This window comes from Streptomyces chryseus (genome assembly GCF_014650755.1).
GTDB lineage: Bacteria > Actinomycetota > Actinomycetes > Streptomycetales > Streptomycetaceae > Streptomyces > Streptomyces chryseus.
This window is the reverse complement of record NZ_BMVO01000011.1, coordinates 76,341-100,932: the sequence shown is the minus strand read 5'-3', so window position 1 is coordinate 100,932 and position 24,592 is coordinate 76,341. Positions and strand designations below refer to the sequence as shown.

Here is a 24,592-nt window from a genome sequence, read left to right as displayed (position 1 = left end):
GCCCCCGGCCCCCGAACCGGCCGTCTTCAGCCGACCGCCGCCACTGCATCGCGCCATCCGAATTCCGCGGGGCACCGGGGCGGTCAGCACGTCCGGGCTGTTGGAAGCGACCGGAATGGCCGCCACATCCCCTTTCCGCACGCCACTGTCGCGCAGCGCATGGAATAATCCGTGGAGAATCATTTCGCGACCGGAGAGCGCCCCCACCTCTCCGCGCATATCCCTAGCGAATTCCGATCCGCCGAACCGGGTGAATTCCGATTCTCTATTCGGAAGATGCGCGGGAAAGAGTGGGCCGCCGGTACGGGAGCCCGGAGCGAGGTGCCACATGCTCGGCGGGGGCACGAAATACTCGCGAGGTCAAACACCGGGACCGAAATTGACAGGGCGCTGGCGGCATGCCCTCGAGGGCCTGCTCGACCGGCAGTCCGTCACGCGCTCAAGAATTGACACAGAACGTGGCGGCGTGCCCTCGGCAGCGCCCGGAAATCGGCAACTGTTTCCGGGCTCCCGGGAATTGACACATGCCTGACGGTTGCCTACGGTCCGCTCGTCAGGTTCTCCCGATCGCACCCGAAGGCATTCATGACTACCACTGCTGTGCCGAAGTTCAGGCGGCAGCTGATTCTTTCCGTTCTCATGGTGTGCTCACTGCTGATCTGGCTGGACAACACCGTCCTGAGTACCACCCCGGAAACCCTCGCGGACCCGGCCCGCAGGCTGAATGCCGTCCCGTCCGAGCCGCAATGGGCCACCGGCCCGTATACGCCGGCCTTCGCCACCCTGATGTTCGCCGCGGGCGCCCTGGGCGATCGCTTCGGCCACCGGGCCGTGCTCGTGAGCGGTCTGGTGGTCTTCGCCGGGGCCTCGGTGTGGGCGGCGTACGCGGGCGACGCGGGGCAGCTGATCGCCGCGCGGGCCGCGATGGGCGTCGGCAGCGCGCTGATCACGCCGGCCAACCCGGCCATCGTCGTCGGACTGGTCCTGCTCGCCGTGTTCGTGCTGGTCGAACTGCTCATCGCGATCGGCGCGGTCGCGGGGGCGCCCGTCGGCGCGCGCCTGGTCCAGCGCTGGTCGCCTGCGCTGGTCACCGTCCCGGCCCTCACCGTCGCGGCGCTGACCACGGGCGCGTACGGGCTCTTCGGCCTTCAGACCCCGCTCCTGTGGATCGAGCTCCTGCTGCTGGCCCAGGGCCTCACCATCGGCATGGTGATCGGCCCGGTGACCGCCGCGCTGGTCAGCACACTGCCGCTGGAGCGGGCCGGCGCCGGGTCGGCCGTCACCAACACCGGGCGGCAGACCGGCACCGTCATCGGGATCGCCGTCGGCGGCACGATCATGTCGATCGTCCACCGGCGTGCGATCGAGCCCGCCCTGGACGGCGTACCCGGAGCCGTACAGGTCCAGGCGCGGATCTCCGCCGAACAGGCCCGGCACATCGCCGAGGCCACCGACCGACCGGCCCTCGGGCGCGCGGGCGACGACGTGGGCGGCCACTGACCATGGCAACCAGGCAGAAACTTCCCGCCGCGCCGTCGGACAGCCAGGCCACGTACCTGCCGGACCGTCACATGTTCGCCCTGTGGACCTGGTCCGGCGGCACCGTGGGGGCGGCCCCGCCGGTCGGGGACATCGAGACCCTTCCCCTGGCCGTCCCGACGCCGGACCTCGGCAGGCTCAAGGTCTCCGACGTCGACTGCGCGCTGATCGAGCCCGACCGGCTCACGGACACCCCCCTCGACGCGCCCGGCCGGTCCGTGGACGTCTGGCGGTCGTGGATCGCGGGCGGCACATCGGCCCTGCCGGTCGCGGCACACGCCGTGCCCGACGCCACGGGTGTCGCCGTGACGACCGCGGAGCACGCCGCCGCCGTCTTCCGGCACACCACCGCCGTGGCGGCCGAGCTCCGCACCACGCTCACCGCCACGCTCCGGCCGTACCAGGTACGGGGGGTGAGCTGGCTGCGCGAGACCATCGCCGCCCACGGCGGCGCGGTGCTGGCCGACGAGATGGGGCTCGGCAAGACGCTCCAGACCATCGGCTGCCTCGTCGGGCGCGCCGAGGAGGGGCCGCAGATGGTGGTCGGCCCCACGTCGCTGGTCGGGAACTGGGCGCACGAGATCGCCCGGTTCGCACCGGACCTGCGGTCCGAGATCTGGCGCGGCGGCCCGCTGAAGGCGATGGAGCGCGGGACGGTGGTGCTCACCGGCTACCCGACCCTGCGCACGCACGGCCCGGCCCTGGCGGGGCACCGGTGGACCACCGCGGTCTTCGACGAGGCGCAGGTGCTGAAGAACCCCCGTACGCAGGTGTCGAAGGCCGCGCGCACCGTCGCTGCCGAGGCGCGGATCGCCCTGACCGGAACGCCCGTGGAGAATCATCTCGACGAGCTCTGGGCCCTGCTCAATCTGGTCGCCCCGCATCTCTTCGGGAACCGGACGCAGTTCCATCGCCGCTTCGTCCGGCCGATCACGGACGGCTCCCTCGCCGCCTCCGCCCGGCTGCGCGGGGCCATCGAGCCGGTCGTGCTGATGCGGAAGAAGTCCCAGGTCGCGAGCTCGCTCCCGTCCAAGATCCACGCCGACCTCATCTGCGAACTCACCGAGGAACAGCAGCGGCTGTACGACCGGTTGCTGGAGCAGGTCATCGACGACGGGTTCGGCAGCGGCGCCCGGCGCCAGACCAAGGTGCTGGCCGTCCTGACCTCGCTCAAGCAGGTCTGCAACCACCCGGGCCTGGTCACGGACGACCTCGATGAGCTGGCGGGGAGGTCGGGAAAGCTCGACCTGTGCACCGACATCGTGGCCAACAACCTGGAGAACGGCGCTCCGACCATCGTCTTCACCCAGTACCGGCAGACGGGTGAGCTGCTGATCCGGCACTTCGCCGAACAGTTCGGCGTGCGCGCGCCGTTCTTCCACGGCGGCCTGAACCAGGAGCAACGGGCCGACATCGTCCGCCGGTTCCAGGCCGACGACGGTCCGAAGGTGCTCGTCCTCAGCCTGAAGGCAGGCGGCACCGGGCTCACACTCACCCGGGCGGCCGACGTCATCCACTTCGACCGCTGGTGGAACCCCGCCGTGGAGGCGCAGGCGTCCGACCGGGTCCACCGGATCGGCCAGACCCGCACCGTCACCGTCACCACCCTCACCACGGCAGCCACCGTCGAGGAGCACATCGCGGCCATGCACTCCCGGAAATCCGCCCTCTCGGACATCGCCGACCTGTCCAGCGTGGCCGAGCTGACCCGCCTGGACGACGACCGCCTCATCGAGGTCCTGCGACGGAATCGGGGCAACTGACCCATGGCCGACAACGACTTCGGTTACACGAAATGGGGGAAGGACTGGGTCCGGTTCGCCGAGTCCCTGCGCCAGACCCGCCCGAATCCTCAACTGCCGAGCGCGCGCCGGATGGTGCGCGACGGGAAGGTGCAGATCACGTTCGACGGCCGGACCGTTCGCGCCGTCGTGCACCGCGGCCGCGGCACCACGGCCATCACGATCGAGGTGGCGCCGATGTCCCCGGGGGCGACGGCCGAGGTCTGCCGTCAGCTGAGCGGCGCCCAGCCCGTCCTCACCGACGATCTGTACGTCGCGATCACCGACGCGGGCCACCCGCCCCGACCGGAGCTCGTCTCCGTCGACTGCTCCTGCCCGGCGGCTGGCCTCCGGTGCATCCATGAGCTGGCCGTCTACTACGACATGGCGCGGCGCATCGACGACGACCCGCGCATCGCTCTCCATGTGCAGGGTTTCTTCCGCGCCTCGGCGGACAACTCCGAGGCGCCCACGCCGGCGACACCGCGGCGATGGATCGCACTCAACGCCCTGGACCCCGCCGCCTACTTCATCGTGGCGGAGTGACCCGGGCCAACCGGAAGCCCGTCGAGGAAACGAGCTGGGCGTGGACATGCCCACGATCATGGAGATCCTTCGGACACCCAGATCAGTCAGACCCGGCGATACGTGAAGGGAGCTCCCACCTGCCGAAGGACGCCGTGCGTCGGATGGGCGAGTTCTTCGTTCCCGCGTCCCCGGAGCCGGAGCCTGGCCCCACTGAGACCAGAACTGAGACCGCCGACACTCGCGCGGCCCGCGCTCGACGGCGCCGCCGCATCCGGTAATAGCAAAAGCCCCAGGTCACGGCGAGTGAGTCCTGAGGCTTCCACAGAGCCGCCTTCGGGATTCGAACCCGAGACCTACGCATTACGAGTGCGTTGCTCTGGCCAACTGAGCTAAGGCGGCGCCGCTGCCGACACCATGGTGCGATCAGCAGCGGGCACAAGTCTACACAGTTTCGAGGGGTGCTCCGCACAACCCTCCCCGGCGCACATCCGCGCAGGTCAGGAGCACTTCTTGCCGGTCTGCGGGGCCGTTCCCTCCAGGAGGTAGGTGTTGATCGCGGTGTCGATGCAGTCGCTGCCCCGGCCGTACGCCGTGTGGCCGTCGCCGTCGTACGTCAGCAGGGTGCCGGAGGCCAGCTGGCCGGCCAGGGACCGGGCCCACTTGTACGGGGTCGCCGGGTCGCGGGTGGTGCCGACCACGACGATCGGGGCGGCGCCCTTCGCCTCGATGCGGTGCGGGGTGCCGGTCGCCTTCGCCGGCCAGTAACCGCAGTTCAGGGAGGCCCAGGCGAGGCCGCCGCCGAAGACCGGGGACGCCTTCTCGAAAGCGGGGAGCGAGGTGCGGACCTCGGCGGGGGCGGTGAAGGCGGGCGGGAGGTCCAGGCAGTTCACGGCCGCGTTGGCGTACATGAGGTTCTGGTAGGTGCCGTCGTCGGCCCGCTCGTAGTAGCTGTCGGCGAGCGCGAGCAGGGCCGCGCCGTCACCGCCCGTCGCCCGGGTGAGGGCGGTCCGCAGCTCCGCCCAGGCGGACTCGTCGTACATCGCGGCGATGACTCCGGTGGTCGCGAGGGACTCGCCGAGCGGGCGGCTCTGGCCGGTGCGGACGGGCTCGGCGTCGAGCTTGCCGAAGAAGGACTTCAGACGCTTGCCCGCCTCGGCCGGCGTACCGGTGCCCAGCGGGCAGTCCTTGCGCTTGACGCAGTCCGCGGCGAACGACCGGAACGCGGTGTCGAAGCCCGCCGTCTGGTCGCGGCTCATGTCCCGGGCGGACAGCGACGGGTCCATCGCGCCGTCGAGGACGAGGCGGCCCGCGCGGGCGGGGAAGAGTTCGGCGTACGTCGCGCCCAGGAACGTCCCGTACGACGCCCCGATGTAGTTCAGCTTCCGGTCGCCCAGGACCGCGCGCAGGATGTCCATGTCGCGGGCTGCCTCGACGGTGGACACGTGCGGCAGGATCGCGGCCGAGCGCTTCTCGCAGCCGACCGCGAACTTCTTGTACGACGTGACCAGCTTGTTGGTCTCCCCCTGGTCGTCGGGGGTCTGGTCCACCTGTGTGTACGCGTCCATCTCCTTGCCCGTCAGGCACTCGACGGGCTCACTGCGGGCCACGCCGCGCGGATCGACGGCCACCACGTCGTACCGCGCGCGGACCGGCGCCGGGTATCCGATCGCGGCGTACGCCTGGAGGTAGGCGATCGCGGAGCCACCGGGCCCGCCCGGATTGACCAGCAGGGAACCGAGGCGCCGGCCGGGGCCGGTGGCCTTCTTGCGGGACACCGCGAGCTTGATGTCGGCCCGCTCCGGCTTCCGGTAGTCCAGCGGGGCCTTCATCGTGGCGCACTGGAAGCCGGAGGCACCGCACTCGCGCCAGGTCAGCTTCTGGGCGTAGTAGGTCTTCAGGGCGGCCGGGACCGGTGACTGCGGCGCGGACGCCGAGGCACTGGGCGACGATCCTCCCGGGGAGCAGCCGGAGATGAGCAGCCCGGCTGTCGCGAGGGCGGTGGCAGAGATCCGGATCAGATGCCTGGTGTCCATCCTCGGAGCGTAGTGCGGTGGTGACGGATTGTGCGCCGCATGGCTCGTACGAGTGATCCGGTCCCCGCGCAGTGGTGTGCGGGCCGGCGGCTCAGCCGGCGCGCAGGGCCACCGTCATGGCCTCGACCGCGAGCAGCGGCGCGACGTTGCGGTCCAGGGCCTGGCGGCAGGCGATGATCGCCTCTATCCGCCGCAGGGTGCGCTCGGGCGTCGAGCTCTGCGCGACGCGGTCCAGGGAGTCCCGCACGTCCTCGTTCGCGAGGGCGACCCGGGAGCCGAGCTGAAGCGCGAGGACGTCGCGGTAGAAGCCGGTGAGGTCACTCAGCGCCAGGTCGAGGCTGTCGCGCTGGGTACGGGTCGAGCGGCGCTTCTGGCGGTCGGCCAGCTCCTTCATCGCGCCCGCCGTGCCGCGCGGCATCCGGCCGCCCGCCGCCGCCCCGAGCGCCGCCTTCAGGTCGTCCGTCTCCTTGACGTCCATCTCTTCGGCGACCTGCTTGGCGTCCTCGCCCGCCGCGTCGACCAGCTCCTGGGCCGCTTTGAGGCAGCCGCCGATGTCCGCGACGCGCAGCGGAACCTTGAGGACGACGGCGCGCCGCGCCCGCGCGCGCTCGTCGGTGGCGAGCCTGCGGGCCCGCCCGATGTGGCCCTGGGTGGCGCGGGCGGCGCTCGCGGCGGTCGCGGGGTCGATTCCGTCACGCCGTACGAGCACATCCGCGACGGCGTCGACGGACGGCGTGCTGAGGACGAGGTGGCGGCAGCGGGAGCGGATGGTCGGCAGGACGTCTTCCAGGGACGGTGCGCACAGCAACCAGACCGTACGGGGAGCGGGCTCCTCGATGGCCTTGAGCAGCACGTTTCCGGCGCCCTCGGTGAGCCGGTCCGCGTCCTCCAGGACGATGACCTGCCAGCGGCCGCCCGCCGGGGAGAGCTGGGCCCGCCGGACGAGCTCGCGGGTGTCCTTCACGCCGATGGACAGCTGGTCGGTACGGACGATCTCCACGTCGGCGTGGGTGCCGACCAGGGTCGTGTGGCACCCGTCGCAGAAGCCGCAGCCCGGTTCCCCGCCGAGGGCCCGGTCCGGGCTGACGCACTGCAGCGCGGCGGCGAACGCGCGGGCGGCGGTGGACCGCCCTGAGCCCGGCGGCCCGGTGAACAGCCAGGCGTGCGTCATCCGGGACGCGGCGGGCGCCGGCGTGGCCCCGGACCGGTCCGCGACAGCGGTGACAAGCCCGTCGGCATCCCGCGCGGCGTCGGCCAACTGCGCCTGAACCCGCGCCTGCCCGACCAGGTCGTCCCATACGGCCATGGTGCTACCGCCTCCGCCGCGCTCTCGCGCTGCTGCCTACGTGCTTACGTTCTCGAACCCCGACCACCCCTATTGTGGTCGACCCCACTGACATCACGGCCCACGAGCCACATCCCGCCGTGCGCCCACGGTCTTCCGGCGTGCGCGCACGGGTCCTGCGGCGCGGCCCGGCCTCGTCGCGCGGCGGTGCCGACCGTTCCCCCCGGGGCCTGTGGAGCCCACCGGTTCAAGCCCCCCACCGCAGGCCCGTCGGCCCGTACGGCGTGCGAAGTACGGGAGCCCCGTCCGGTCCTCCGGCGCGCTCGGCCCCGCCGTACAGCGGCGCGCCGATGATCCCGCCGGCCCCCGCAAGCCCCTCGCTTCAGGCCCACGGTCGGGGCCGATCTGCCCGTACGGCGTGCGAGGGACGGGAGCCCCCGCCTAATCTTCCGGCGGCCCCGCCCCGTCGTGCGGCAAGGCCGACCGTCCAGCCGCGGCCGGTGCCCGCCGCACAAACGCCTCGGGCGGTACGGGCCGAGGAAGCGCCCGTACCGCCCGTGCTGCGTACCGGCGTCCGCCTACCGGCGTCCGCCGCGTCCGCGACCGCCCGTGTCGTCCTCGTCGGTGTCCCGGCCACCGAGCAGTTCGTCCGCCAGCGACGGCAGATCGTCGAGCGGGGTCTCCTCCGCCCAGTCGGAGCGCCGGCGGGCCGCGCGCGTGTTCTGACCGGTGGTCGGATGCGCCGCTTCCGGGTCCAGCCACGGCAGCTCACGCGTGCGCTCATTGCCGCCGTCGCCCTCGGCATCGGCGGCCGCGGCCCGCTCGTCGCGGAAGAAGCCCGGCGGGACCCGGTCCGAAGGCTCGTCCCGCACGGAGGGCAGTACGGCCGTCTCGTCCGCCGGCGCCGTGTCCCGCACCTGCGGCAGCACCGTCGTCTCCTCGGCCGGGGCCGCGTCGCGCACGGGCGGCAGTACGGCCGTCTCCTCCGCCGGCGTCACGTCCCGCACCGGCCTCAGCACCGCCGTGTCTTCCGCGGTGCGCGCCGGGGCGGCGGGCTCCTCCTTGCGCATGTCGACGCGCGGCTTCTCCACCGCCTGCGTCACCTCGTCCGGACGCACGACCGGCGTCGGCACCGTCAGCTCGGCGTCGGACGGAGACGGGGACGGGGACGGGGACGGAGACGAGGACTCGGACGCCGACCGGGAGTCGGACGCCGGCCGAGGCCCGGAAGCCGACGGCGATCCGAGGTCCTCCCCCGGCCCGGACCCCGACGGGGACGCGGACGGGGACGCGGACGTCGAAGGGGTTCCGGACGAAGGCCGGGGCCCGGACGGCTCCGCCGCGCCCTGCGCCAGCGCCGCCGCCGCTGAGGCCGCCGCAGCAGACTCCGCGAGCCGGCGCGCCTCCTCCGCCCGCAGCAACGCCTCCTCGGCCCTGCGCTGCTTCTCGCGGCGGCGTTCCTCCGCCTCCGCCCGCAGCCGGGCCTCCTCCGCGGCCTGCCGGCGCAGCCGCTCCTGCTCGGCGGCCCGCGCCTTCTCCTCGGCCTCGCGACGCTGCCGCTCCTCCTCGGCCAGCCTGCGGGCCTCCTCGGCCCTGCGCCGGGCCTCCTCCGCCTGCCGCTCGGCCTCGCGCTGCCGCGCCTCTTCGATCTCCCGGCGCTTGCGCTCCTCCTCCTCGGCGCGGAGCTTCGCGAGCTGCGCCTGCCGCTCGCGCTCCAGCCGCTCCTCCTCCGCCTTGCGGGCGGCTTCCTCCTCGGCCTTGCGCCGCGCCTCCTCCTCGGCGGCCTTCCGCGCCTCCTCCCGCGCCTTGATCTCGGCGTCGGAGAGGGGCAGCATCCGGTCCAGCCGGTGGCGTACGACGGTGGTGACCGCTTCCGGGTCCTGCCCGGCGTCCACCACCAGGTACCGGCCCGGGTCGCCGGCGGCCAGCGTCAGGAAACCGTGCCGCACGCGCGCGTGGAACTCCGGCGGCTCCGACTCCAGCCGGTCCGGCGCCTCCGTGAACCGCTCGCGCGCGGTCTCCGGGGAGACGTCGAGCAGCACCGTCAGATGCGGTACGAGCCCGTCCGTCGCCCACCGCGAGATGCGGGCGATCTCGGTCGGCGAGAGATCGCGGCCCGCGCCCTGGTACGCCACGGACGAGTCGACGTACCGGTCGGTGATCACGACGGCGCCGCGCTCCAGCGCCGGACGTACGACCGAGTCGACGTGCTCCGCGCGGTCGGCGGCGTACAGCAGCGCCTCCGCGCGGTTCGACAGGCCCGCGCTGGACACGTCGAGCAGGATCGAACGCAGCCGCTTGCCGATCGGCGTCGCGCCGGGTTCGCGGGTGACGACGACCTCGTGGCCCTTGTTGCGGATCCACTCGGCGAGCGCCTCGACCTGGGTGGACTTGCCCGCCCCGTCGCCGCCCTCCATCGCGATGAAGAACCCGGTCGCGGCGGGCGCCTGGTCGGGCTCGCCGCCGCGCAGCGCCTCGCGCAGGTCGCGGCGGAGCGGGACGCCCTGCCGGTCGTCGGCCTTGGCGAGTACGAGCGCGGCCACCGGCAGCAGCAGCGCGCCGACGAGCATCAGCGTGAAGGCCGCGCCGCCGTGGGCGAAGACGAAGCTTCCGTTGGCCAGGCGGTGCGGGCCGATCGCGGCCGCGAGCACCGGGGCCACGACCGCGCCGAGGGCGATGCAGACCCGCGCGACGGCCTGCAGGTGCTCCGTGGTGCGCGCCCGCCGGAAGTCCTCGGTCTCCTGGTCGAGCAGCGTGTGCCCGGTGTTCGCGGAGACTCCGGCGCAGAAGCCGGCGAGCAGCGTGATCATGATGACGGTCGCCGTGTCGGGCACCAGGCCCATGGCGAGCAGCGCGACGCCGGTGACGGCGATCGCGAGCGACAGGAGGCGGCGCCGCGACAGCGTGGGCAGCACCTTCCGCGCGCTGCGGATGCCTAGGGCCGTGCCACCGGTCAGGCCGAGGAAGAGCAGGGCGAAGGTGACGGGCCCGCCGCCGAGGTCCTTCGCGTGCAGTACGGCGACGGCCGCCGCGGCGGCGATCGCTCCGGCGACCGCGGCGCAGGCCACGACGATGAGGCGCATAGCGCCGGTACGGCCCTTGTCGACGCCCGAGCCGGTCTTGGGCCGGCGCAGGCCCTCCAGCGGGGAGCGCGCGCGAGGCGTCTGCCCGTCGGGCAGCTCCAGGAAGTACAGCGTGGACACGGACGCGGCGAACAGTCCCGCGGCGACGTACGACCCGAGGGCCGCCTGGTGGTGCGTGAACCAGTCGATGCCGGAGCCGAGCAGATTGCCGACCAGCGTCGCCGCCAGCAGCACGGCGCCGGCCGCGGGCAGCGCGACGAAGCTCGTACGCAGGGACAGCCGGCGCAGCGCGTCCAGGTGGTCCGGCAGCGGCCGCACCGTCGCGCCCTCGGGCGGCGGGGCCGGCAGCAGCGCGGGTGCGGCGCCCTCCTTGGCGACCGTCCAGAACCGCTCGGCGACGCCGGAGACGAAGACGGTGCTCAGGAGTACGGCCTGGGCCTTGTCCGGGGTCCAGTCGATCCACAGCGGGGCGACGACGAGGAGGGCGAGCCGCAGCCCGTCCGCACCGATCATCGTCCAGCGGCGGTCGAGGGGGCCCGACGGCCCGGTCAGCGTGGAGACCGGGCCCAGGAGCAGGGCTCCGAAGATGAAGGTGGCAAGGATCCGAGCCCCGAACACCGCGGCGACCGCGAAGGCCGCACCGCGATAACCACCGCCGAACGACCCTTCCGAGATCGCCGCCTGAAGCGACAGCAACAGCAGCACGAGAAGGGCGAGGGCGTCGCCGGTATTGCCGACGAGCTGTGCGCTCCACAACCGCCGGAGCGGAGGAAGGCGCAGCAGGGCTCGTACGGCTCGCTCGCGTGAGTCTGCGGCTAGTGCGTCGGAGGTGGGGCTCACGACCGTTGGCTGCTCGGCTCGCGTCATCCGCCCAGCCTATCCGGACGCCGCCAGTCGCCGGAGGCCCGCCCGAACAAACGTCTGCTCCCGGGTCGTACGGGCGCCCGCACAGGACGGCCCCCGGCGCCCACCAGGGCGTCGGGGGCCGCTTGACGCGCCTGCTGCCTACTCCTTTGAGGCGGCAGCGGAGGCCGCCGAGGCGTTGGAGGCCGTCGCCTTCTTCGCCGGAGCCTTCTTTGCGGCCGTCTTCTTGGCGGCGGTCGTCTTGGCCGTCGTCGTCTTGGCCGTCGTCGTCTTCTTGGCAGCCGTCTTCTTCGCCGCGGCGGTCTTCGCCGTGGTCGCCTTCTTGGCGGCTGTCTTCTTCGCCGGGGCCTTCTTGGCGGTCTTCTTCTTCGCCGGGCCCTTGGCGCGCTTCTCCGCGAGGAGCTCGTAACCCCGCTCCGGGGTGATGTCCTCCACGCTGTCGTCGGTCCGCAGCGTCGCGTTCGTCTCGCCGTCCGTGACGTACGGCCCGAAGCGGCCGTCCTTCACGACCACCGGACGCTCGCTGACCGGGTCGGTGCCCAGTTCCCTGAGCGGCGGCTTGGCGGCCGCGCGGCCCCGCTGCTTGGGCTGGGCGTAGATCGCCAGCGCCTCGTCGAGGGTGATCGAGAAGAGCTGGTCCTCGGTCTCCAGCGAGCGTGAGTCCGTGCCCTTCTTGAGGTACGGGCCGTACCGGCCGTTCTGCGCGGTGATCTCGACGCCCTCGGCGTCCGTGCCGACGACGCGCGGCAGCGACATCAGCTTGAGCGCGTCCGCCAGCGTCACGGTGTCCAGCGACATCGACTTGAACAGCGAGGCCGTGCGCGGCTTGACCGCGTTCTTGCCGGTCTTCGGAGTGCCCTCGGGAAGGATCTCCGTGACGTACGGGCCGTAGCGGCCGTCCTTCGCCACGATCTGGCGGCCCGTCTCCGGGTCGGCGCCCAGCTCGAAGTCGCCGCTCGGCTTGGCCAGCAGCTCCTCGGCGTACTCGACGGTCAGCTCGTCCGGAGCCATGTCCTCCGGCACGTCGGCGCGCTGGTGGTTCTCGTCGTCCTTCTCGCCGCGCTCGATGTACGGGCCGTAGCGGCCCACCCGCAGCACGATGCCTTCGCCGACCGGGAAGGACGAGATCTCGCGGGCGTCGATCGCGCCGAGGTCGGTGACGAGCTCCTTGAGGCCGCCGAGGTGGTCCCCGTCACCGTTGCCCGCGTCCGCCGCGCCGCCCGGGGCGACACCCGCGTCGGCGTCGCCCTCACCGAAGTAGAAGCGCCGCAGCCACGGCACGGCCTGGGCCTCGCCGCGCGCGATGCGGTCGAGGTCGTCCTCCATCTTCGCCGTGAAGTCGTAGTCGACGAGACGGCCGAAGTGCTTCTCCAGCAGGTTGACCACGGCGAAGCTCAGGAAGGACGGCACGAGCGCCGTGCCCTTCTTGAACACGTACCCGCGGTCGAGGATCGTGCCGATGATCGAGGCGTACGTCGACGGGCGGCCGATCTCGCGCTCTTCGAGCTCCTTGACCAGCGAAGCCTCGGTGTAGCGGGCCGGCGGCTTGGTCGCGTGCCCGTCGACCGAGATCTCCTCGGAGGTGAGCGCGTCGCCCTGGGCGACCTGCGGCAGCCGGCGCTCGCGGTCGTCGAGCTCGGCGTTCGGGTCGTCGGCGCCTTCCACGTACGCCTTCATGAAGCCGTGGAAAGTGATCGTCTTGCCGGAGGCGGAGAACTCGGCGTCGCGGCCGTCGCTCGCCCGGCCGCCGATCTTGACCGTCACGCTGTTCCCGACGGCGTCCTTCATCTGGGAGGCGACGGTGCGCTTCCAGATCAGCTCGTACAGCCGGAACTGGTCGCCGCTCAGACCCGTCTCGGCGGGGGTGCGGAAGCGGTCACCGGAGGGGCGGATCGCCTCGTGCGCCTCCTGCGCGTTCTTGACCTTGCCGGCGTACGTGCGGGGCTTGTCCGGCAGGTAGTCGGCGCCGTACAGCTGCGTCACCTGGGCGCGGGCGGCCTGGACGGCGGTGTCGGAGAGCGTCGTGGAATCCGTACGCATGTAGGTGATGAAGCCGTTCTCGTACAGCTTCTGCGCGACCTGCATCGTGGACTTCGCACCGAAGCCCAGCTTGCGCGAAGCCTCCTGCTGGAGGGTCGTCGTACGGAACGGGGCGTACGGCGAGCGCCGGTACGGCTTGGACTCGACCGAGCGGACGGCGAACGGCGAGTCGGCGAGGGCGGCGGCCAGGGCGCGGGCGTTCGCCTCGTCGAGGTGAAGGACGTCACTCTTGAGTTGTCCCACGGAGTTGAAATCGCGGCCCTGGGCGATGCGCTGGCCGTCGACCGTCGTCAGGCGGGCGACCAGAGAGGACGGGTCGGAGGCGTCACCGGTGCGTCCCGTGGAGAACGTACCGGTCAGGTCCCAGTACTCAGCAGAACGAAAAGCGATGCGCTCGCGTTCCCGGGCGACGACGAGCCGGGTGGCGACGGACTGCACACGGCCGGCGGACAGCCGCGGCATGACCTTCTTCCACAGGACCGGCGAGACCTCGTAGCCGTAGAGGCGGTCGAGGATGCGGCGGGTCTCCTGGGCGTCGACCATGGGCTTGTTGAGGTCGCGCGGATTGGACACGGCCTCGCGGATCGCGTCCTTGGTGATCTCGTGGAAGACCATCCGGTGGACCGGGACCTTGGGCTTCAGCACTTCCAGGAGGTGCCACGCGATGGCTTCGCCCTCGCGGTCCTCATCGGTGGCGAGGAAGAGTTCGTCGGACTCCGCGAGGAGGTCCTTCAGCTTCCTGACCTGCGACTTCTTGTCGGCATTGACGACATAGATCGGCTGGAAGTCGTTCTGTACGTCGACGCCGAGGCGGCGCACCTCGCCCGTGTACTTGTCGGGCACCTCGGCGGCGCCGTTCGGGAGGTCGCGGATGTGCCCGACGCTCGCCTCGACGACATAACCAGGGCCGAGGTAGCCCTTGATCGTCTTCGCCTTGGCGGGCGACTCGACGATGACGAGTCGGCGGCCGCCGTGTGCGGTCTCGCTGGTCGGGGACAACTTGGCTCTTCTCTCCGGTCGACACTCAGTGGTCCGTACGTGACGCTGCGGAGTGTGACGGTACAACCCGTCCCCGTGTCAAACGGCAAAAGCCCGCAACGGCCACTCGAACGGTAACCCGACTCCCGGCATTCCTGCCGCCCGGACCGCCCGACCGCCTCTGCGGGACCCCTCTGGAGACCTCGTGCAGATGCCGTGTGGATCTCTTCCGATCAGATCCGGCCGAAACACCACACTCCGAGAACGACGAAGGCCGCTCCGAACGCGGTGGCCAGCGCGAAGGAGGTCACGGGACTCGCCCCGTGCGCCACCGGCGCACGACGCAGAGCGCGCGCCCCCGTCCACCACAGCAGGGCGGCCCCGAACACCGAGAACGCCGTTCCGGCGAAGACCGCAGGCCCGCTTTCCATCCCCGTACCCCCCACCCTCGCCCCGGCCCGCCCGGATCTCCCGGACGGTGAGGCTGGCATTCCGGGGACACCACCCGGCGACGCGGACGCGAACCGGCGGTGAACGCCGCGTGGGCGTCCGGGGCCCGCCGGGGCGGCCGGGGGCCTGAGCCGGGCCGAGGGGCGGGCCCAGCAGCCCCGGAGCCGGCGCGGGGCGGCGGGCCCCCAGGCGGGGCGCGGGGCGGCGGGTGGTGGGAGAGCGCGCCCCCGCCCGCCGCCGCTCAGTCCAGCGGCTCCAGGAAGCCCTGCTCGACCAGCAGCCGGATCGCCTCGGGCGTCCGGTCGCGCAGCAGCACCGGATCCTCGCCCAGGAGCTGCGCGATGGCGTCGAGGATGCGGCCCGCGCTGAGCGACCCGTCGGACACGCCCGCGAAGCCCGCACCGACCGTGTCGACCTTCGTCGCCCGCCGCATGCCCCGGTTCTGACGGAGTACGACGTACTCCGGGTCCTCGGCGCCCGGCAGTCCGATCTGCTCCTGCACCACCTCGTCCGCGAGCTTGAAGTGACCGGCGAGCAGCGCCGCGTCGTCGTGCGCCCGCAGGTAGTCCTGGCGCTCGAAGTGGGCCCGTACGACTGGACCGAGCGGCTGTTCGACGGGGTGCGGCCATTCCTCGATGGTGATCGAGGGGTCCTCGGCGCCGGACTTGCGCAGCGAGATCCAGCCGAAGCCGACGCCCTTGGTCTTGCGGGCCTCGAACTCGTCGAGCCAGGCGTCGTAGCGCGCGGCGTACTGCGCGGGGTCGGTGCGGTGGTCGCCGCTGTCGCGCAGCCACAGTTCGGCGTACTGCGTGATGTCCTGCACCTCGCGCTGCACGATCCAGGCGTCGCACCCGCGCGGCACCCACGATCGCAGCCGCTCCTGCCACTCCTCGCCCTCGACGTGCTGCCAGTTGGCGAGGAACTGCGCGTAACCCCCGTCGTTCAGGCGCTCCCCCGCCCCCTGAACGAGCGTGCGGCACAGATCGTCCCCGCCCATCCCGCCGTCGCGGTACGTCAGCCGCGCACCCGGCGAGATGACGAAGGGCGGGTTGGACACGATCAGGTCGTACGTGTCCTCGCCGACCGGCTCGTAGAGCGAGCCCTCGCGCAGGTCCGCTTCGGGCGCGCCGGAGAGTCCGAGCGTCAGCCGCGTGAAGCGCAGGGCGCGCGGGTTGAGGTCGGTGGCGGTGACGTGCACGGCGTGCTGCGCGGCGTGCAGCGCCTGGATCCCGGACCCGGTGCCGAGATCGAGGGCCCGGGTGACCGGCGCCCGGACGGTGATCCCGGCGAGCGTGGTGGACGCGCCGCCGACGCCGAGGACCACGCCCTCCTCGCGGGTGCCCGCACCGCCGGCGCCGCCGACCGCGCGGCCGAGGTCGGAGACGATGAACCAGTCCTGGCCCTCCTCGCCGCCGTACGGCCGGACGTCCACGGTGGCCCGTACGCCCGCGGATCCGCCGCCGTACGCGTCCTCGCGGACCAGCCAGCCGTCGGCCAGGCACTGGTCCAGGGGCAGGGCCGCCCCGACGCGGTCGTCCGGGACGGCCTGCTGGAGCAGGAACAGCCGCACGAGCGTCTCGAGCGGGCTGTCGCCGCGCGTGGCTCGCAGCGCGGGCACGGTCTCGCTGCGGGCGAGCGCGGCGTACGCGGGCGCGCCGAGCAGCTCCAGGAGGCCGTCGGCGGTGAAGTCGGCGGCGAGGAGCGCGTCGCGCAGTCGGGCTGAGCTTTCGGGCGCGGGAAGGCTCACGGGGAGGCTGGTCGTACTCACCCGGCCATTGTCACCGCTGGCACTGACAAAAGCCGCGCGGCCCGGCCCCTGTTCGGGACACCGGGCCGCGCGGCAGGGCCGTTCGCGCCGCAACCGGGCCGTCGCCGCGGCGGCATGGGCCCGCGGCGGCGTACCACGCCACCTCGGCCGTACTACGCCTTCGCGTCGGGCGAGGCGGAGGTCGCGCCCGGCTTCTGGCAGCCGGGCTGCTTGGACATCGCCGTGCCGACCTCGCCGGACTGGAGCTTCTTGAGCGCCTGGTCACCGCTCTTGCTGATCTTGCTCAGCTCGTCGGCGACGCCCTTGAGGCCGTCGGCGAACTTCGCCTGGTCCTTGGTGTCGAGTCCCTCGACCTGCTTCTTCAGGTCGGCGTACGCCACCGAGGAGGCGTTGAGCTCCTTGACCGCTTCCTTCTGGGTGGTCTCACCGTCGTCGACCGGCGGGGCGCCCGCCTTGTCCACAGCCGTTCCCATCGCCTTGTAGGCGTCGGAGATCTGCTGGAAGGCCTGGGCGTCCGTCTTCTGGACGTCGGCGGGCTTGCTGTTGTCCGCGGTCTGTTCCTGGATGGAGGTGTTGGCGTCCGAGATCTTCTTCAACTGGGGCTGCACCTGGTCGCAGACCGTCTTCGCCCAGTCGTTGACCTTGTCGTCGCTGTCGTCGCTGCTGCAGCCGGACAGCGCCATTACCAGTACCGCGCCGCCGGACAGCGCGGCCGCAAACTTCTTGTTCACCGGATTGGTCCCTTCCAAGGCTCTCGGCCCCGGAACATACACGCCAAGTGGGCGACATCCGCATGCCGTACGTCCGGTCCATGGGCTATTGAAGCCATTTGCACCAAGGGAGAGACACCTCACGAAACCCCCGGGAAATCAACGCGGACGGGCGGACGCGGCGTCAGCACGCCCCGTCCACCCGCCTTCTGCGCCGGTGTGACGAGTACTACGAGACGACCTTGGACGGCACCCCCGGATCGGCCGGCCTGGGCACCCGCCCCGAGGCGTCCCCGGAGTCGTCCGCGTCACCCACGGCGATCCCGCGCCGCTTCGAGACGTACACCGCGCCGACGATGACGACGATGGCGAGCGTCGCCACCACCGCCCGTGCCCCGGCGTTGGCGTCCTCGCCGTAGCTGAACTGCACCACCGCCGGGGCGATGAGCAGCGCCACCAGGTTCATGACCTTCAGCAGCGGGTTGATCGCCGGGCCGGCGGTGTCCTTGAACGGGTCTCCGACCGTGTCACCGATGACGGTCGCGGCGTGGGCCTCGCTGCCCTTGCCGCCGTGGTGGCCGTCCTCGACGAGCTTCTTGGCGTTGTCCCACGCGCCGCCGGAGTTGGCGAGGAACACGGCCATCAGCGTGCCCGTGCCGATGGCGCCCGCGAGGAACGCGCCGAGCGCGCCGACCCCGAGGGAGAATCCGACCGCGATCGGGGTCAGCACCGCGAGCAGGCCCGGTGTGGTCAGTTCGCGCAGCGCGTCCTTGGTGCAGATGTCGACCACCCGGCCGTACTCCGGCTTCTCCGTGTAGTCCATGATCCCGGGGTGCTCGCGGAACTGCCGCCGCACCTCGAAGACCACCGCGCCCGCCGACCTGGACACCGCGTTGATCGCCAGTCCCGAGAACAGGAAGACGACTGCGGCGCCGAGCATCAGGCCGACCAGGTTGTTGGGCTGCGAGATGTCCATCTGGAGGCCCAGCTCGCTCACCTTCGCCCCGACGTCGTCGCGGGCCGTCGCGATGGCGTCCTTGTACGAGCCGAAGAGTGCCGCCGCCGCGAGGACCGCCGTGGCGATGGCGATGCCCTTGGTGATGGCCTTGGTGGTGTTGCCGACGGCGTCCAGGTCGGTGAGGACCTGGGCCCCCGCGCCCGTGACGTCGCCCGACATCTCGGCGATGCCCTGGGCGTTGTCGGAGACGGGGCCGAACGTGTCCATGGCGACGATGACGCCGACGGTGGTGAGCAGCCCGGTGCCGGCCAGGGCGACCGCGAAGAGGGCGAGCATGACCGACGTACCGCCGAGCAGGAACGCGCCGTACACGCCCAGACCGATGAGCAGCGCGGTGTAGACGGCGGATTCCAGGCCGATGGCGATGCCGGCCAGGACCACGGTGGCGGGGCCCGTCAGCGAGGACTTGCCGATGTCCCTCACGGGGCGCCGGTTCGTCTCGGTGAAGTAGCCCGTCAGCTGCTGGATGAGGGCGGCCAGCACGATGCCGATGGCGACGGCGACGAGCGCCAGCACGCGCGGATCGCCGCCGTGGCCCCTGACGACGCTGTCGCTCACGCCGTCCAGGTCGGCGTACGAGGACGGCAGGTAGGTGAAGACGGCCACCGCCACCAGGACGAGGGAGACCGCCGCGGAGATGAAGAAGCCGCGGTTGATGGCGGTCATTCCGCTGCGGTCGGCGCGCCGCGGGGCTACCGCGAAGATGCCGATCATCGCGGTGACCACGCCGATCGCCGGAACGATCAGCGGGAAGGCCAGTCCGGCGTCCCCGAAGGCGGCCTTGCCGAGGATCAGCGCCGCGACGAGCGTCACGGCGTACGACTCGAAGAGGTCGGCCGCCATGCCGGCGCAGTCGCCGACGTTGTCGCCCACGTTGTCGGCGATGGTCGCCGCGTTGCGCGGATCGTCCTCCGGGATGCCCTGTTCGACCTTGCCGACCAGGTCGGCGCCCACGTCGGCGGCCTTGGTGAAGATACCGCCGCCGACGCGCATGAACATCGCGATCAGCGCGGCGCCGAGGCCGAAGCCCTCCAGCACCTTGGGCGCGTCGGCCGCGTACACGAGGACGACGCAGGAGGCGCCGAGCAGGCCGAGGCCCACCGTGAACATGCCGACCACGCCGCCCGTACGGAAAGCGATCTTCATCGCCTTGTGCGAGACGGCCGTCAGATCCTTTTCCGGCTCACCCGCGGCCGGTGTGGCTTCCCGCGCCGCGGCCGCCACACGCACATTGCTGCGTACGGCCAGCCTCATCCCGATGTAACCGGTCGCCGCCGAGAAAAGCGCACCCACCAGGAAGAATACGGATCGTCCGGCGCGCTGCGACCAGTTGTCGGCCGGAAGCAGCATGAGCAGGAAGAACACCACGACGGCGAATACGCCGAGCGTGCGCAACTGGCGTGCGAGATAGGCGTTCGCGCCTTCCTGCACCGCCGCCGCGATCTCTTTCATCTTGTCGGTGCCTTCGCCGGCCGCCAGTACCTGACGTACCAGCAGCTGGGCGACGACCAGGGCCGCCAGTGCCACTACGGCGACGACGATCACGATGATCCGGTTCTCGTCGGTCAGTACTGCCGCCGCGAGAGTAGAGGGGTGATCCAGCTGATCCGTTGTGAAGTGCCCCGCCATTCGTCCTCCTTGACGCTCAGCGCTCAAGATGTGGACGGATTGTAGGGAGCGGAACCTGATCAAAACAGAGCGCCGCAAACCGAATTGACCTTCGCTTGCCACTCTGCAAATGATCGCGTCGCCTTGATCCCCGGAAAACAGTAACGGGACAAAGGCATTCACGATTTCGGAATGATCTCCGAAAAGATCTAGAGAAATACGAAAGGCCCTGCTCAGCAGGGCCTCACGTAAGTGATCCGGTCCGTCCGGTCCGCTGGAACCGGCGGAAGATCAGGAAGAAACGGGCGCCGGTGTCGTCGGCCAGCTCATGCGGATGGTGCCACCGGACGCGCCGGTGACGACTTCGACATCGTCGACAAGTCCGCTGATGACCGCCAGCCCCATCTCGTCCTCACCGTCCGCTTCGGTGTCCGTCTCGGCTTGCGCCGGGCCGGCTCCGGGCCCCGTGGTGCTGCGCACCCCGGGGACCGATCCGGCCGCACCGCCACCCGAACCGGGCACCTCGTCCCCGACCTCGATGGAGAACGACTTCTCCTCCTCGGTCAGCGCGACCCGGACCGGAGCCGAGATGCCATTGCTGCGGTGGAGCCCCACCGCACGGGTGCACGCTTCGCCGACCGCGAGGCGGACTTCGTCCAGCACCGCCTCGTCCACCCCGGCCCTGCGCGCCACGGCGGCCGCCACCAGGCGGGCCGTCCTGACGTGCTCGGGCTGGGCGCTGAAGCGGAGTTCAACGGTGGCCATCTGCGGTCCCCCTCGGACGTACGGGCGTGCTTCTCAGGGGCCCAGGCTTTCGGCCCGGTGCCCCTGTTCCTGCTTCCGGTGTCCCGGAAGCCGTCAGTCGGTGGCGTTGACGGCTTCGTCGACCGAGGTGTGAATGGGGAACACCTTGGTCAGACCGGTGATTCGGAAAATCTTCAGAATGCGCTCCTGGTTGCAGACCAGGCGCAGCGAGCCCTCATGGGCCCGGACACGCTTGAGTCCGCCCACGAGCACGCCGAGCCCGGTGGAGTCGAGGAAGTCCACGCCCTCCATGTCGACAACCAGGTGGTAGCTGCCGTCGTTCACCAACTCGACCAACTGCTCGCGCAGCTTGGGCGCGGTATACACATCAATCTCGCCACCGACCTCGACGACCGTACGGTCGCCACCAGGTCCAGACACGTTGCGAGTCGACAGGGACAGGTCCACGGATCCTCCAGCACCTTGCTATCGAGCGGCCGCCCCCCTGAGGTCTCCCCGGCGGAGCCAGAGGACGGAACGCCAGCCGCGATGGCATTCAATCACTTACCTGCAGGCATGCACGATGCCTTGGAACCATTGTCCGCCACGCCAGTGACACACTCGGTGCCGATGGCCAAGAATCACCGTCCCAGCAGACCTGGGGAGAACGCGGGCGCGCGCCCCTCTCCCCGTACGGTCCTCGACCGGCTCACGGCAGGCGAGAGCCGGTCCTCGCGCATCACTCATACGGAGCACCTGCCCCCACGTGCGGGGTCTCATGCAGTGTGGCCCGACCGCATCCGCCCGGAAGTGATCGCGGCGATCCGGGACGCCGGGATCGAGCACCCCTGGACCCATCAGGCCGTGGCCGCGGAGCACGCCCTGGACGGCGAGTCCGTGGTCATCGCCACCGGTACCGCGTCCGGCAAGTCGCTGGCCTACCTGGCCCCCGTCCTCAGCACCCTGCTCGACGGGTCCGAGGCGCCGAACGGTCGCGGCGCGACGGCCCTGTACCTCGCCCCCACCAAGGCACTCGCCGCCGACCAGCGCCGTGCGGTGAAGGCCCTGGCCGCGCCCCTGGGCAACGCCGTGCGGCCCGCGGTGTACGACGGCGACACGCCGGTCGAGGAACGCGAATGGGTACGCCAGTACGCCAACTACGTCCTCACCAATCCGGACATGCTGCACCTCGGCGTACTGCCCTCGCACCCGCGCTGGGCCGCCTTCCTGCGCGCCCTGCGCTACGTCGTCATCGACGAGTGCCACACCTACCGGGGTGTCTTCGGCTCCCACGTGGCCCAGGTGATCCGCCGCCTTCGCCGCCTGTGCGCCCGCTACGGCGCGAACCCCGTCTTCCTGCTCGCCTCCGCCACGTCGGCGGAACCCGCCGTGTCCGCGGGCCGCCTCACCGGCGTTCCCGTCCGGCAGGTCGCGGACGACGCCTCACCGCGCGGTGAACTGGTGTTCGCCCTGTGGGAACCGCCGCTGACCGAACTGCGGGGCGAGAAGGGCGCGCCCGTACGACGGACCGCCACCGCCGAGACCGCCGACCTCCTCACGGACCTGACCGTGCAGGGAGTCCGCTCGGTCGCATTCGTACGCTCCCGGCGCGGCGCGGAGCTGATCGCCCTCATCGCCCAGGAACGCCTGGCCGCCGTCGACCGCTCCCTGCCGGCCCGGGTCGCGGCCTATCGCGGCGGTTACCTGCCGGAGGAACGCCGGGCCCTCGAACGCGCCCTGCACTCCGGCGAGCTCCTGGGCCTCGCCGCGACGACGGCGCTGGAGCTCGGCGTCGACGTGTCGGGCCTGGACGCCGTCGTCATCGCCGGATACCCCGGCACCCGCGCCTCGCTCTGGCAGCAGGCCGGGCGGGCCGGCCGGTCGGGCGAGGGCGCCCTGGCGGTCCTCGTGGCCCGTGACGATCCGCTGGACACGTACCTCGTCCACCATCCCGACGCCCTGTTCCGCCAGCCGGTGGAGTCGACCGTCCTCGACCCCGCCAATCCGTACGTCCTCGCCCCGCATCTGTGCGCCGCCGCCGCCGAGGTCCCCCTGACCGACGCCGACCTGGAGCTCTTCGGTCCTGCCGCCGCCGAGCTGATGCCGCAGCTGGAGGCCGCCAACCTGCTCCGCCGCCGGGGCAGGTCCTGGTACTGGACCCGCCGCGAGCGGGCCGCCGACCTCGCCGACATCCGGGGCGAGGGCGGCCGGCCCGTGCAGATCGTCGAGGCGGAGACCGGCCGGCTGCTCGGCACGGTCGACGCGTCGGCCGCCCACACCTCCGTCCACGACGGCGCGGTCCACCTCCACCAGGGCCGTACCTACCTGGTCCGGCACCTGGACCTGGAGGACCCGCACGGCGCCGTCGCCCTGGTCGAGGAGGCGAACCCGCCGTACTCCACCACCGCCCGCGACACCACCGCCATCTCCGTCCTGGAGACCGACACCGAGATCCCCTGGGGCGAGGGCCGCCTCTGCTTCGGCTCCGTGGAAGTCACCAACCAGGTCGTCTCCTTCCTCCGTCGAAAGCTGATCACCGGCGAGGTGCTCGGCGAGACCAAGCTCGACCTGCCGCCCCGTACGCTGCGCACCCGCGCGGTGTGGTGGACCGTCACCGAGGACCAGCTCGACGCGGCCCGCGTCGCCCCGGAGCAGCTCGGCGGCGCCCTGCACGCCGCCGAGCACGCCTCGATCGGCATGCTGCCGCTCTTCGCCACCTGCGACCGCTGGGACATCGGCGGCGTCTCGATCCCACTCCATCCGGACACGCTGCTGCCCACGGTCTTCGTGTACGACGGCCACCCGGGCGGCGCGGGCTTCGCCGAGCGGGCCTTCCACACGGCGCGGGAGTGGCTGACAGCGACCCGGGAGGCCATCGCCTCCTGCGAGTGCGAGGCGGGGTGCCCCTCCTGCATCCAGTCGCCGAAGTGCGGCAACGGCAACGACCCGTTGCACAAACGCGCCGCCGTCCGCCTTCTGACGGTCCTCCTCAGGGGAGCCCCGCCGGCCCCGGTCTCTCCTGACGCACCGGACCTCCCTTCGGATGCACCGAAGCCCCCTGAGGCCGCTGAGAGCCCCTCGGAGTAGTTCCCTCGACACCTGGCCCGGCCGGCCCCGCCCGGGCCCGCACAGCGACGCTGAACGGGCCTGTGCCCGCCTCTGCCGTGACGTCGGAGACCTCGCCGCGCACGGAGCACCGCACCAGGCGCGCGTCCTGCGCCGCAGCCACCTCGGCCGCCTTGCCGCAGGCGGCCGTCTCACCCCGTATCCACACCCCCGCCGCCGCGAGCGCCGCCAGATCGGCGGCGCCCCCGGCCCGATGCCGAGCCACGACCGCCTGCCCCATCGCCAGCACCCCGGCCCACACCACCCCCAGCACCACCACCACGGCGACGGCCCACACGGTCGCCGCACCCCGCTCACCCCGCGCCCGGGGCCCCGGCAGCCGGGCGAACCGTCCGAGACAGCCACGGAGACGGCCCCCCAGCAGGCCGGCCCGGACACCGCCGCCGCCAGGCCCGCGCTCCGCTCCCGCCGGCCGCCCCGGCCCGGCGCCACGGCCCGGCGTGCCGCTCACACCGCCACCGGTGCCGCTCACGCCGCCACCCCCACGCTCTCCTCGGCCAGCGCGACCGCTTCCGCCCGCAGCGTCAGCGGCAGGGCGCCGAGGCCCGGGGCGGGGGCCTCGACGCTCACGCGGACCAAGTCGCCCTCGCGGGTGATCCCGACGCGCGCGCCGTGCGGGGCCGCGCGCCGCGCCGCGGCGATCGACGCGTCCTGCGGCTCCTGCCGCGCGGCGGCCCTGGCGCCCGTTCTGGCCGCGTCCACGCACTGGATCTGCGCGGCAGCCGCCATCAGCGCCCACACCAGGGCCATGGTGAAGAGCACCAGTGCCGGCACCACCACGGCCGCCTCCGCCGTGACGTAACCCCGGTCGCCCCGCCCACCGGTCTCAGAACGGCACATCGAGCGCCCTCCCCACGACCGCAGCCAGCGCCGACGAGACCATGTCGCTCGTCACCACCTTGTAGAGCACCGCCGCGAAGCCGCAGGCCGCGATCGTGCCCATCGCGTACTCCGATGTCGTCATCCCCGCGTCCCCGCCGCCGGCTCCCGCCGCCCCGCGCACAGGACCTCGCGCCCGTACCCGCATCCACATCCAC

General features: G+C 72.0%; 17 protein-coding genes, 1 tRNA gene and 1 pseudogene. 5 read left to right on the top strand and 14 right to left on the bottom strand.

Features of this window, described 5'->3' with window-relative positions; all coding sequences use genetic code 11:
• Positions 1-585: 585 nt before the first annotated feature.
• The 4 genes and pseudogenes from IE185_RS18375 to IE185_RS33200 all read left to right on the top strand — a co-directional run.
• Entirely contained in the window at positions 586-1,500 is a 915-nt protein-coding gene (locus IE185_RS18375) for an MFS transporter (protein ID WP_138897646.1), read from the top strand.
• Positions 1,501-1,502: 2 nt separating this feature from the next.
• Positions 1,503-3,302: a DEAD/DEAH box helicase gene (locus tag IE185_RS18370; RefSeq protein WP_211362588.1), complete on the top strand. Its 1,800-nt coding sequence runs from the start codon at positions 1,503-1,505 to the stop codon at positions 3,300-3,302.
• A 3-nt stretch (positions 3,303-3,305) separates the two neighbouring features.
• Positions 3,306-3,866, top strand: coding sequence for a hypothetical protein (locus IE185_RS18365; protein ID WP_138897645.1), 561 nt, complete (start codon positions 3,306-3,308; stop codon positions 3,864-3,866).
• Positions 3,867-3,894: 28 nt separating this feature from the next.
• Positions 3,895-4,126 (top strand): annotated as a pseudogene (locus IE185_RS33200) (tyrosine-type recombinase/integrase); the annotation flags it as partial.
• 47 nt (positions 4,127-4,173) lie between these two features.
• Here IE185_RS33200 and IE185_RS18360 read toward each other — a convergent pair.
• From IE185_RS18360 to IE185_RS18310, 11 genes are all read right to left on the bottom strand, one after another.
• Positions 4,174-4,247 (bottom strand) — tRNA-Thr (locus IE185_RS18360).
• Between the two features lie 98 nt (positions 4,248-4,345).
• Entirely contained in the window at positions 4,346-5,881 is a 1,536-nt protein-coding gene (locus tag IE185_RS18355) for an alpha/beta hydrolase (RefSeq protein WP_189715533.1), read from the bottom strand.
• A gap of 91 nt (positions 5,882-5,972) precedes the next feature.
• Entirely contained in the window at positions 5,973-7,187 is a 1,215-nt protein-coding gene (locus tag IE185_RS18350; RefSeq protein WP_138899155.1) for a DNA polymerase III subunit delta', read from the bottom strand.
• A 557-nt stretch (positions 7,188-7,744) separates the two neighbouring features.
• Positions 7,745-11,116: a dTMP kinase gene (gene tmk / locus IE185_RS18345; protein ID WP_189715532.1), complete on the bottom strand. Its 3,372-nt coding sequence runs from the start codon at positions 11,114-11,116 to the stop codon at positions 7,745-7,747.
• 138 nt (positions 11,117-11,254) lie between these two features.
• Positions 11,255-14,152, bottom strand: a complete 2,898-nt coding sequence (gene topA / locus IE185_RS18340) for a type I DNA topoisomerase (protein WP_138898048.1) — start codon at positions 14,150-14,152, stop codon at positions 11,255-11,257.
• 212 nt (positions 14,153-14,364) lie between these two features.
• A complete protein-coding gene (locus IE185_RS18335) occupies positions 14,365-14,562 on the bottom strand; it encodes a hypothetical protein (RefSeq protein WP_138906451.1) in 198 nt (65 codons plus the stop codon).
• Between the two features lie 260 nt (positions 14,563-14,822).
• Positions 14,823-16,349 (bottom strand): DUF7059 domain-containing protein, encoded by a 1,527-nt coding sequence (locus IE185_RS18330; RefSeq protein ID WP_138909048.1) that lies wholly within the window; start codon positions 16,347-16,349, stop codon positions 14,823-14,825.
• A 152-nt stretch (positions 16,350-16,501) separates the two neighbouring features.
• Positions 16,502-17,080: a small secreted protein gene (locus tag IE185_RS18325; protein ID WP_138897334.1), complete on the bottom strand. Its 579-nt coding sequence runs from the start codon at positions 17,078-17,080 to the stop codon at positions 16,502-16,504.
• Positions 17,081-17,288: 208 nt separating this feature from the next.
• Positions 17,289-19,706 (bottom strand): sodium-translocating pyrophosphatase, encoded by a 2,418-nt coding sequence (locus IE185_RS18320; RefSeq protein WP_138897335.1) that lies wholly within the window; start codon positions 19,704-19,706, stop codon positions 17,289-17,291.
• A gap of 270 nt (positions 19,707-19,976) precedes the next feature.
• The gene (locus IE185_RS18315; RefSeq protein WP_138897336.1) at positions 19,977-20,450 is read right to left on the bottom strand and encodes an ATP-binding protein; all 474 of its coding nucleotides are present in this window, start codon (positions 20,448-20,450) and stop codon (positions 19,977-19,979) included.
• Positions 20,451-20,543: 93 nt separating this feature from the next.
• Entirely contained in the window at positions 20,544-20,897 is a 354-nt protein-coding gene (locus IE185_RS18310; protein WP_028810414.1) for an STAS domain-containing protein, read from the bottom strand.
• Between the two features lie 81 nt (positions 20,898-20,978).
• On the opposite strand from IE185_RS18310, the gene sftH reads away from it, so the two are divergent.
• The gene (gene sftH, locus IE185_RS18305) at positions 20,979-23,516 is read left to right on the top strand and encodes a DEAD/DEAH box helicase (protein ID WP_138897337.1); all 2,538 of its coding nucleotides are present in this window, start codon (positions 20,979-20,981) and stop codon (positions 23,514-23,516) included.
• On the opposite strand, the gene IE185_RS18300 is transcribed toward sftH, so the two are convergent.
• The 3 genes from IE185_RS18300 to IE185_RS18290 all read right to left on the bottom strand — a co-directional run bounded on the left by IE185_RS18300 (position 23,419) and on the right by IE185_RS18290 (position 24,588).
• Positions 23,419-23,796: an Rv3654c family TadE-like protein gene (locus IE185_RS18300; RefSeq protein WP_373303741.1), complete on the bottom strand. Its 378-nt coding sequence runs from the start codon at positions 23,794-23,796 to the stop codon at positions 23,419-23,421. The two genes, sftH and IE185_RS18300, sit on opposite strands and share 98 nt — an antisense overlap.
• Before the next feature lie 227 nt (positions 23,797-24,023).
• Positions 24,024-24,395: a TadE family type IV pilus minor pilin gene (locus tag IE185_RS18295; protein WP_189715530.1), complete on the bottom strand. Its 372-nt coding sequence runs from the start codon at positions 24,393-24,395 to the stop codon at positions 24,024-24,026.
• A complete protein-coding gene (locus tag IE185_RS18290) occupies positions 24,382-24,588 on the bottom strand; it encodes a DUF4244 domain-containing protein (protein ID WP_373303740.1) in 207 nt (68 codons plus the stop codon). The genes IE185_RS18295 and IE185_RS18290 overlap by 14 nt, the downstream gene beginning before the upstream one ends.
• Positions 24,589-24,592 lie beyond the last annotated feature (4 nt).

What these genes read in the sequence shown, in the direction of transcription:
- IE185_RS18375 (WP_138897646.1), top strand. Translation starts at nt 586, where the DNA reads ATGACTACCACTGCTGTGCCGAAGTTCAGGCGGCAGCTGATTCTTTCC.
- IE185_RS18370 (WP_211362588.1), top strand. Translation starts at nt 1,503, where the DNA reads ATGGCAACCAGGCAGAAACTTCCCGCCGCGCCGTCGGACAGCCAGGCC.
- IE185_RS18365 (WP_138897645.1), top strand. Translation starts at nt 3,306, where the DNA reads ATGGCCGACAACGACTTCGGTTACACGAAATGGGGGAAGGACTGGGTC.
- IE185_RS18355 (WP_189715533.1), bottom strand. Translation starts at nt 5,881, where the DNA reads ATGGACACCAGGCATCTGATCCGGATCTCTGCCACCGCCCTCGCGACA.
- IE185_RS18350 (WP_138899155.1), bottom strand. Translation starts at nt 7,187, where the DNA reads ATGGCCGTATGGGACGACCTGGTCGGGCAGGCGCGGGTTCAGGCGCAG.
- tmk (WP_189715532.1), bottom strand. Translation starts at nt 11,116, where the DNA reads ATGACGCGAGCCGAGCAGCCAACGGTCGTGAGCCCCACCTCCGACGCA.
- IE185_RS18335 (WP_138906451.1), bottom strand. Translation starts at nt 14,562, where the DNA reads ATGGAAAGCGGGCCTGCGGTCTTCGCCGGAACGGCGTTCTCGGTGTTC.
- IE185_RS18320 (WP_138897335.1), bottom strand. Translation starts at nt 19,706, where the DNA reads ATGGCGGGGCACTTCACAACGGATCAGCTGGATCACCCCTCTACTCTC.
- IE185_RS18315 (WP_138897336.1), bottom strand. Translation starts at nt 20,450, where the DNA reads ATGGCCACCGTTGAACTCCGCTTCAGCGCCCAGCCCGAGCACGTCAGG.
- sftH (WP_138897337.1), top strand. Translation starts at nt 20,979, where the DNA reads ATGGCATTCAATCACTTACCTGCAGGCATGCACGATGCCTTGGAACCA.
- IE185_RS18295 (WP_189715530.1), bottom strand. Translation starts at nt 24,395, where the DNA reads ATGTGCCGTTCTGAGACCGGTGGGCGGGGCGACCGGGGTTACGTCACG.
- IE185_RS18290 (WP_373303740.1), bottom strand. Translation starts at nt 24,588, where the DNA reads ATGTGGATGCGGGTACGGGCGCGAGGTCCTGTGCGCGGGGCGGCGGGA.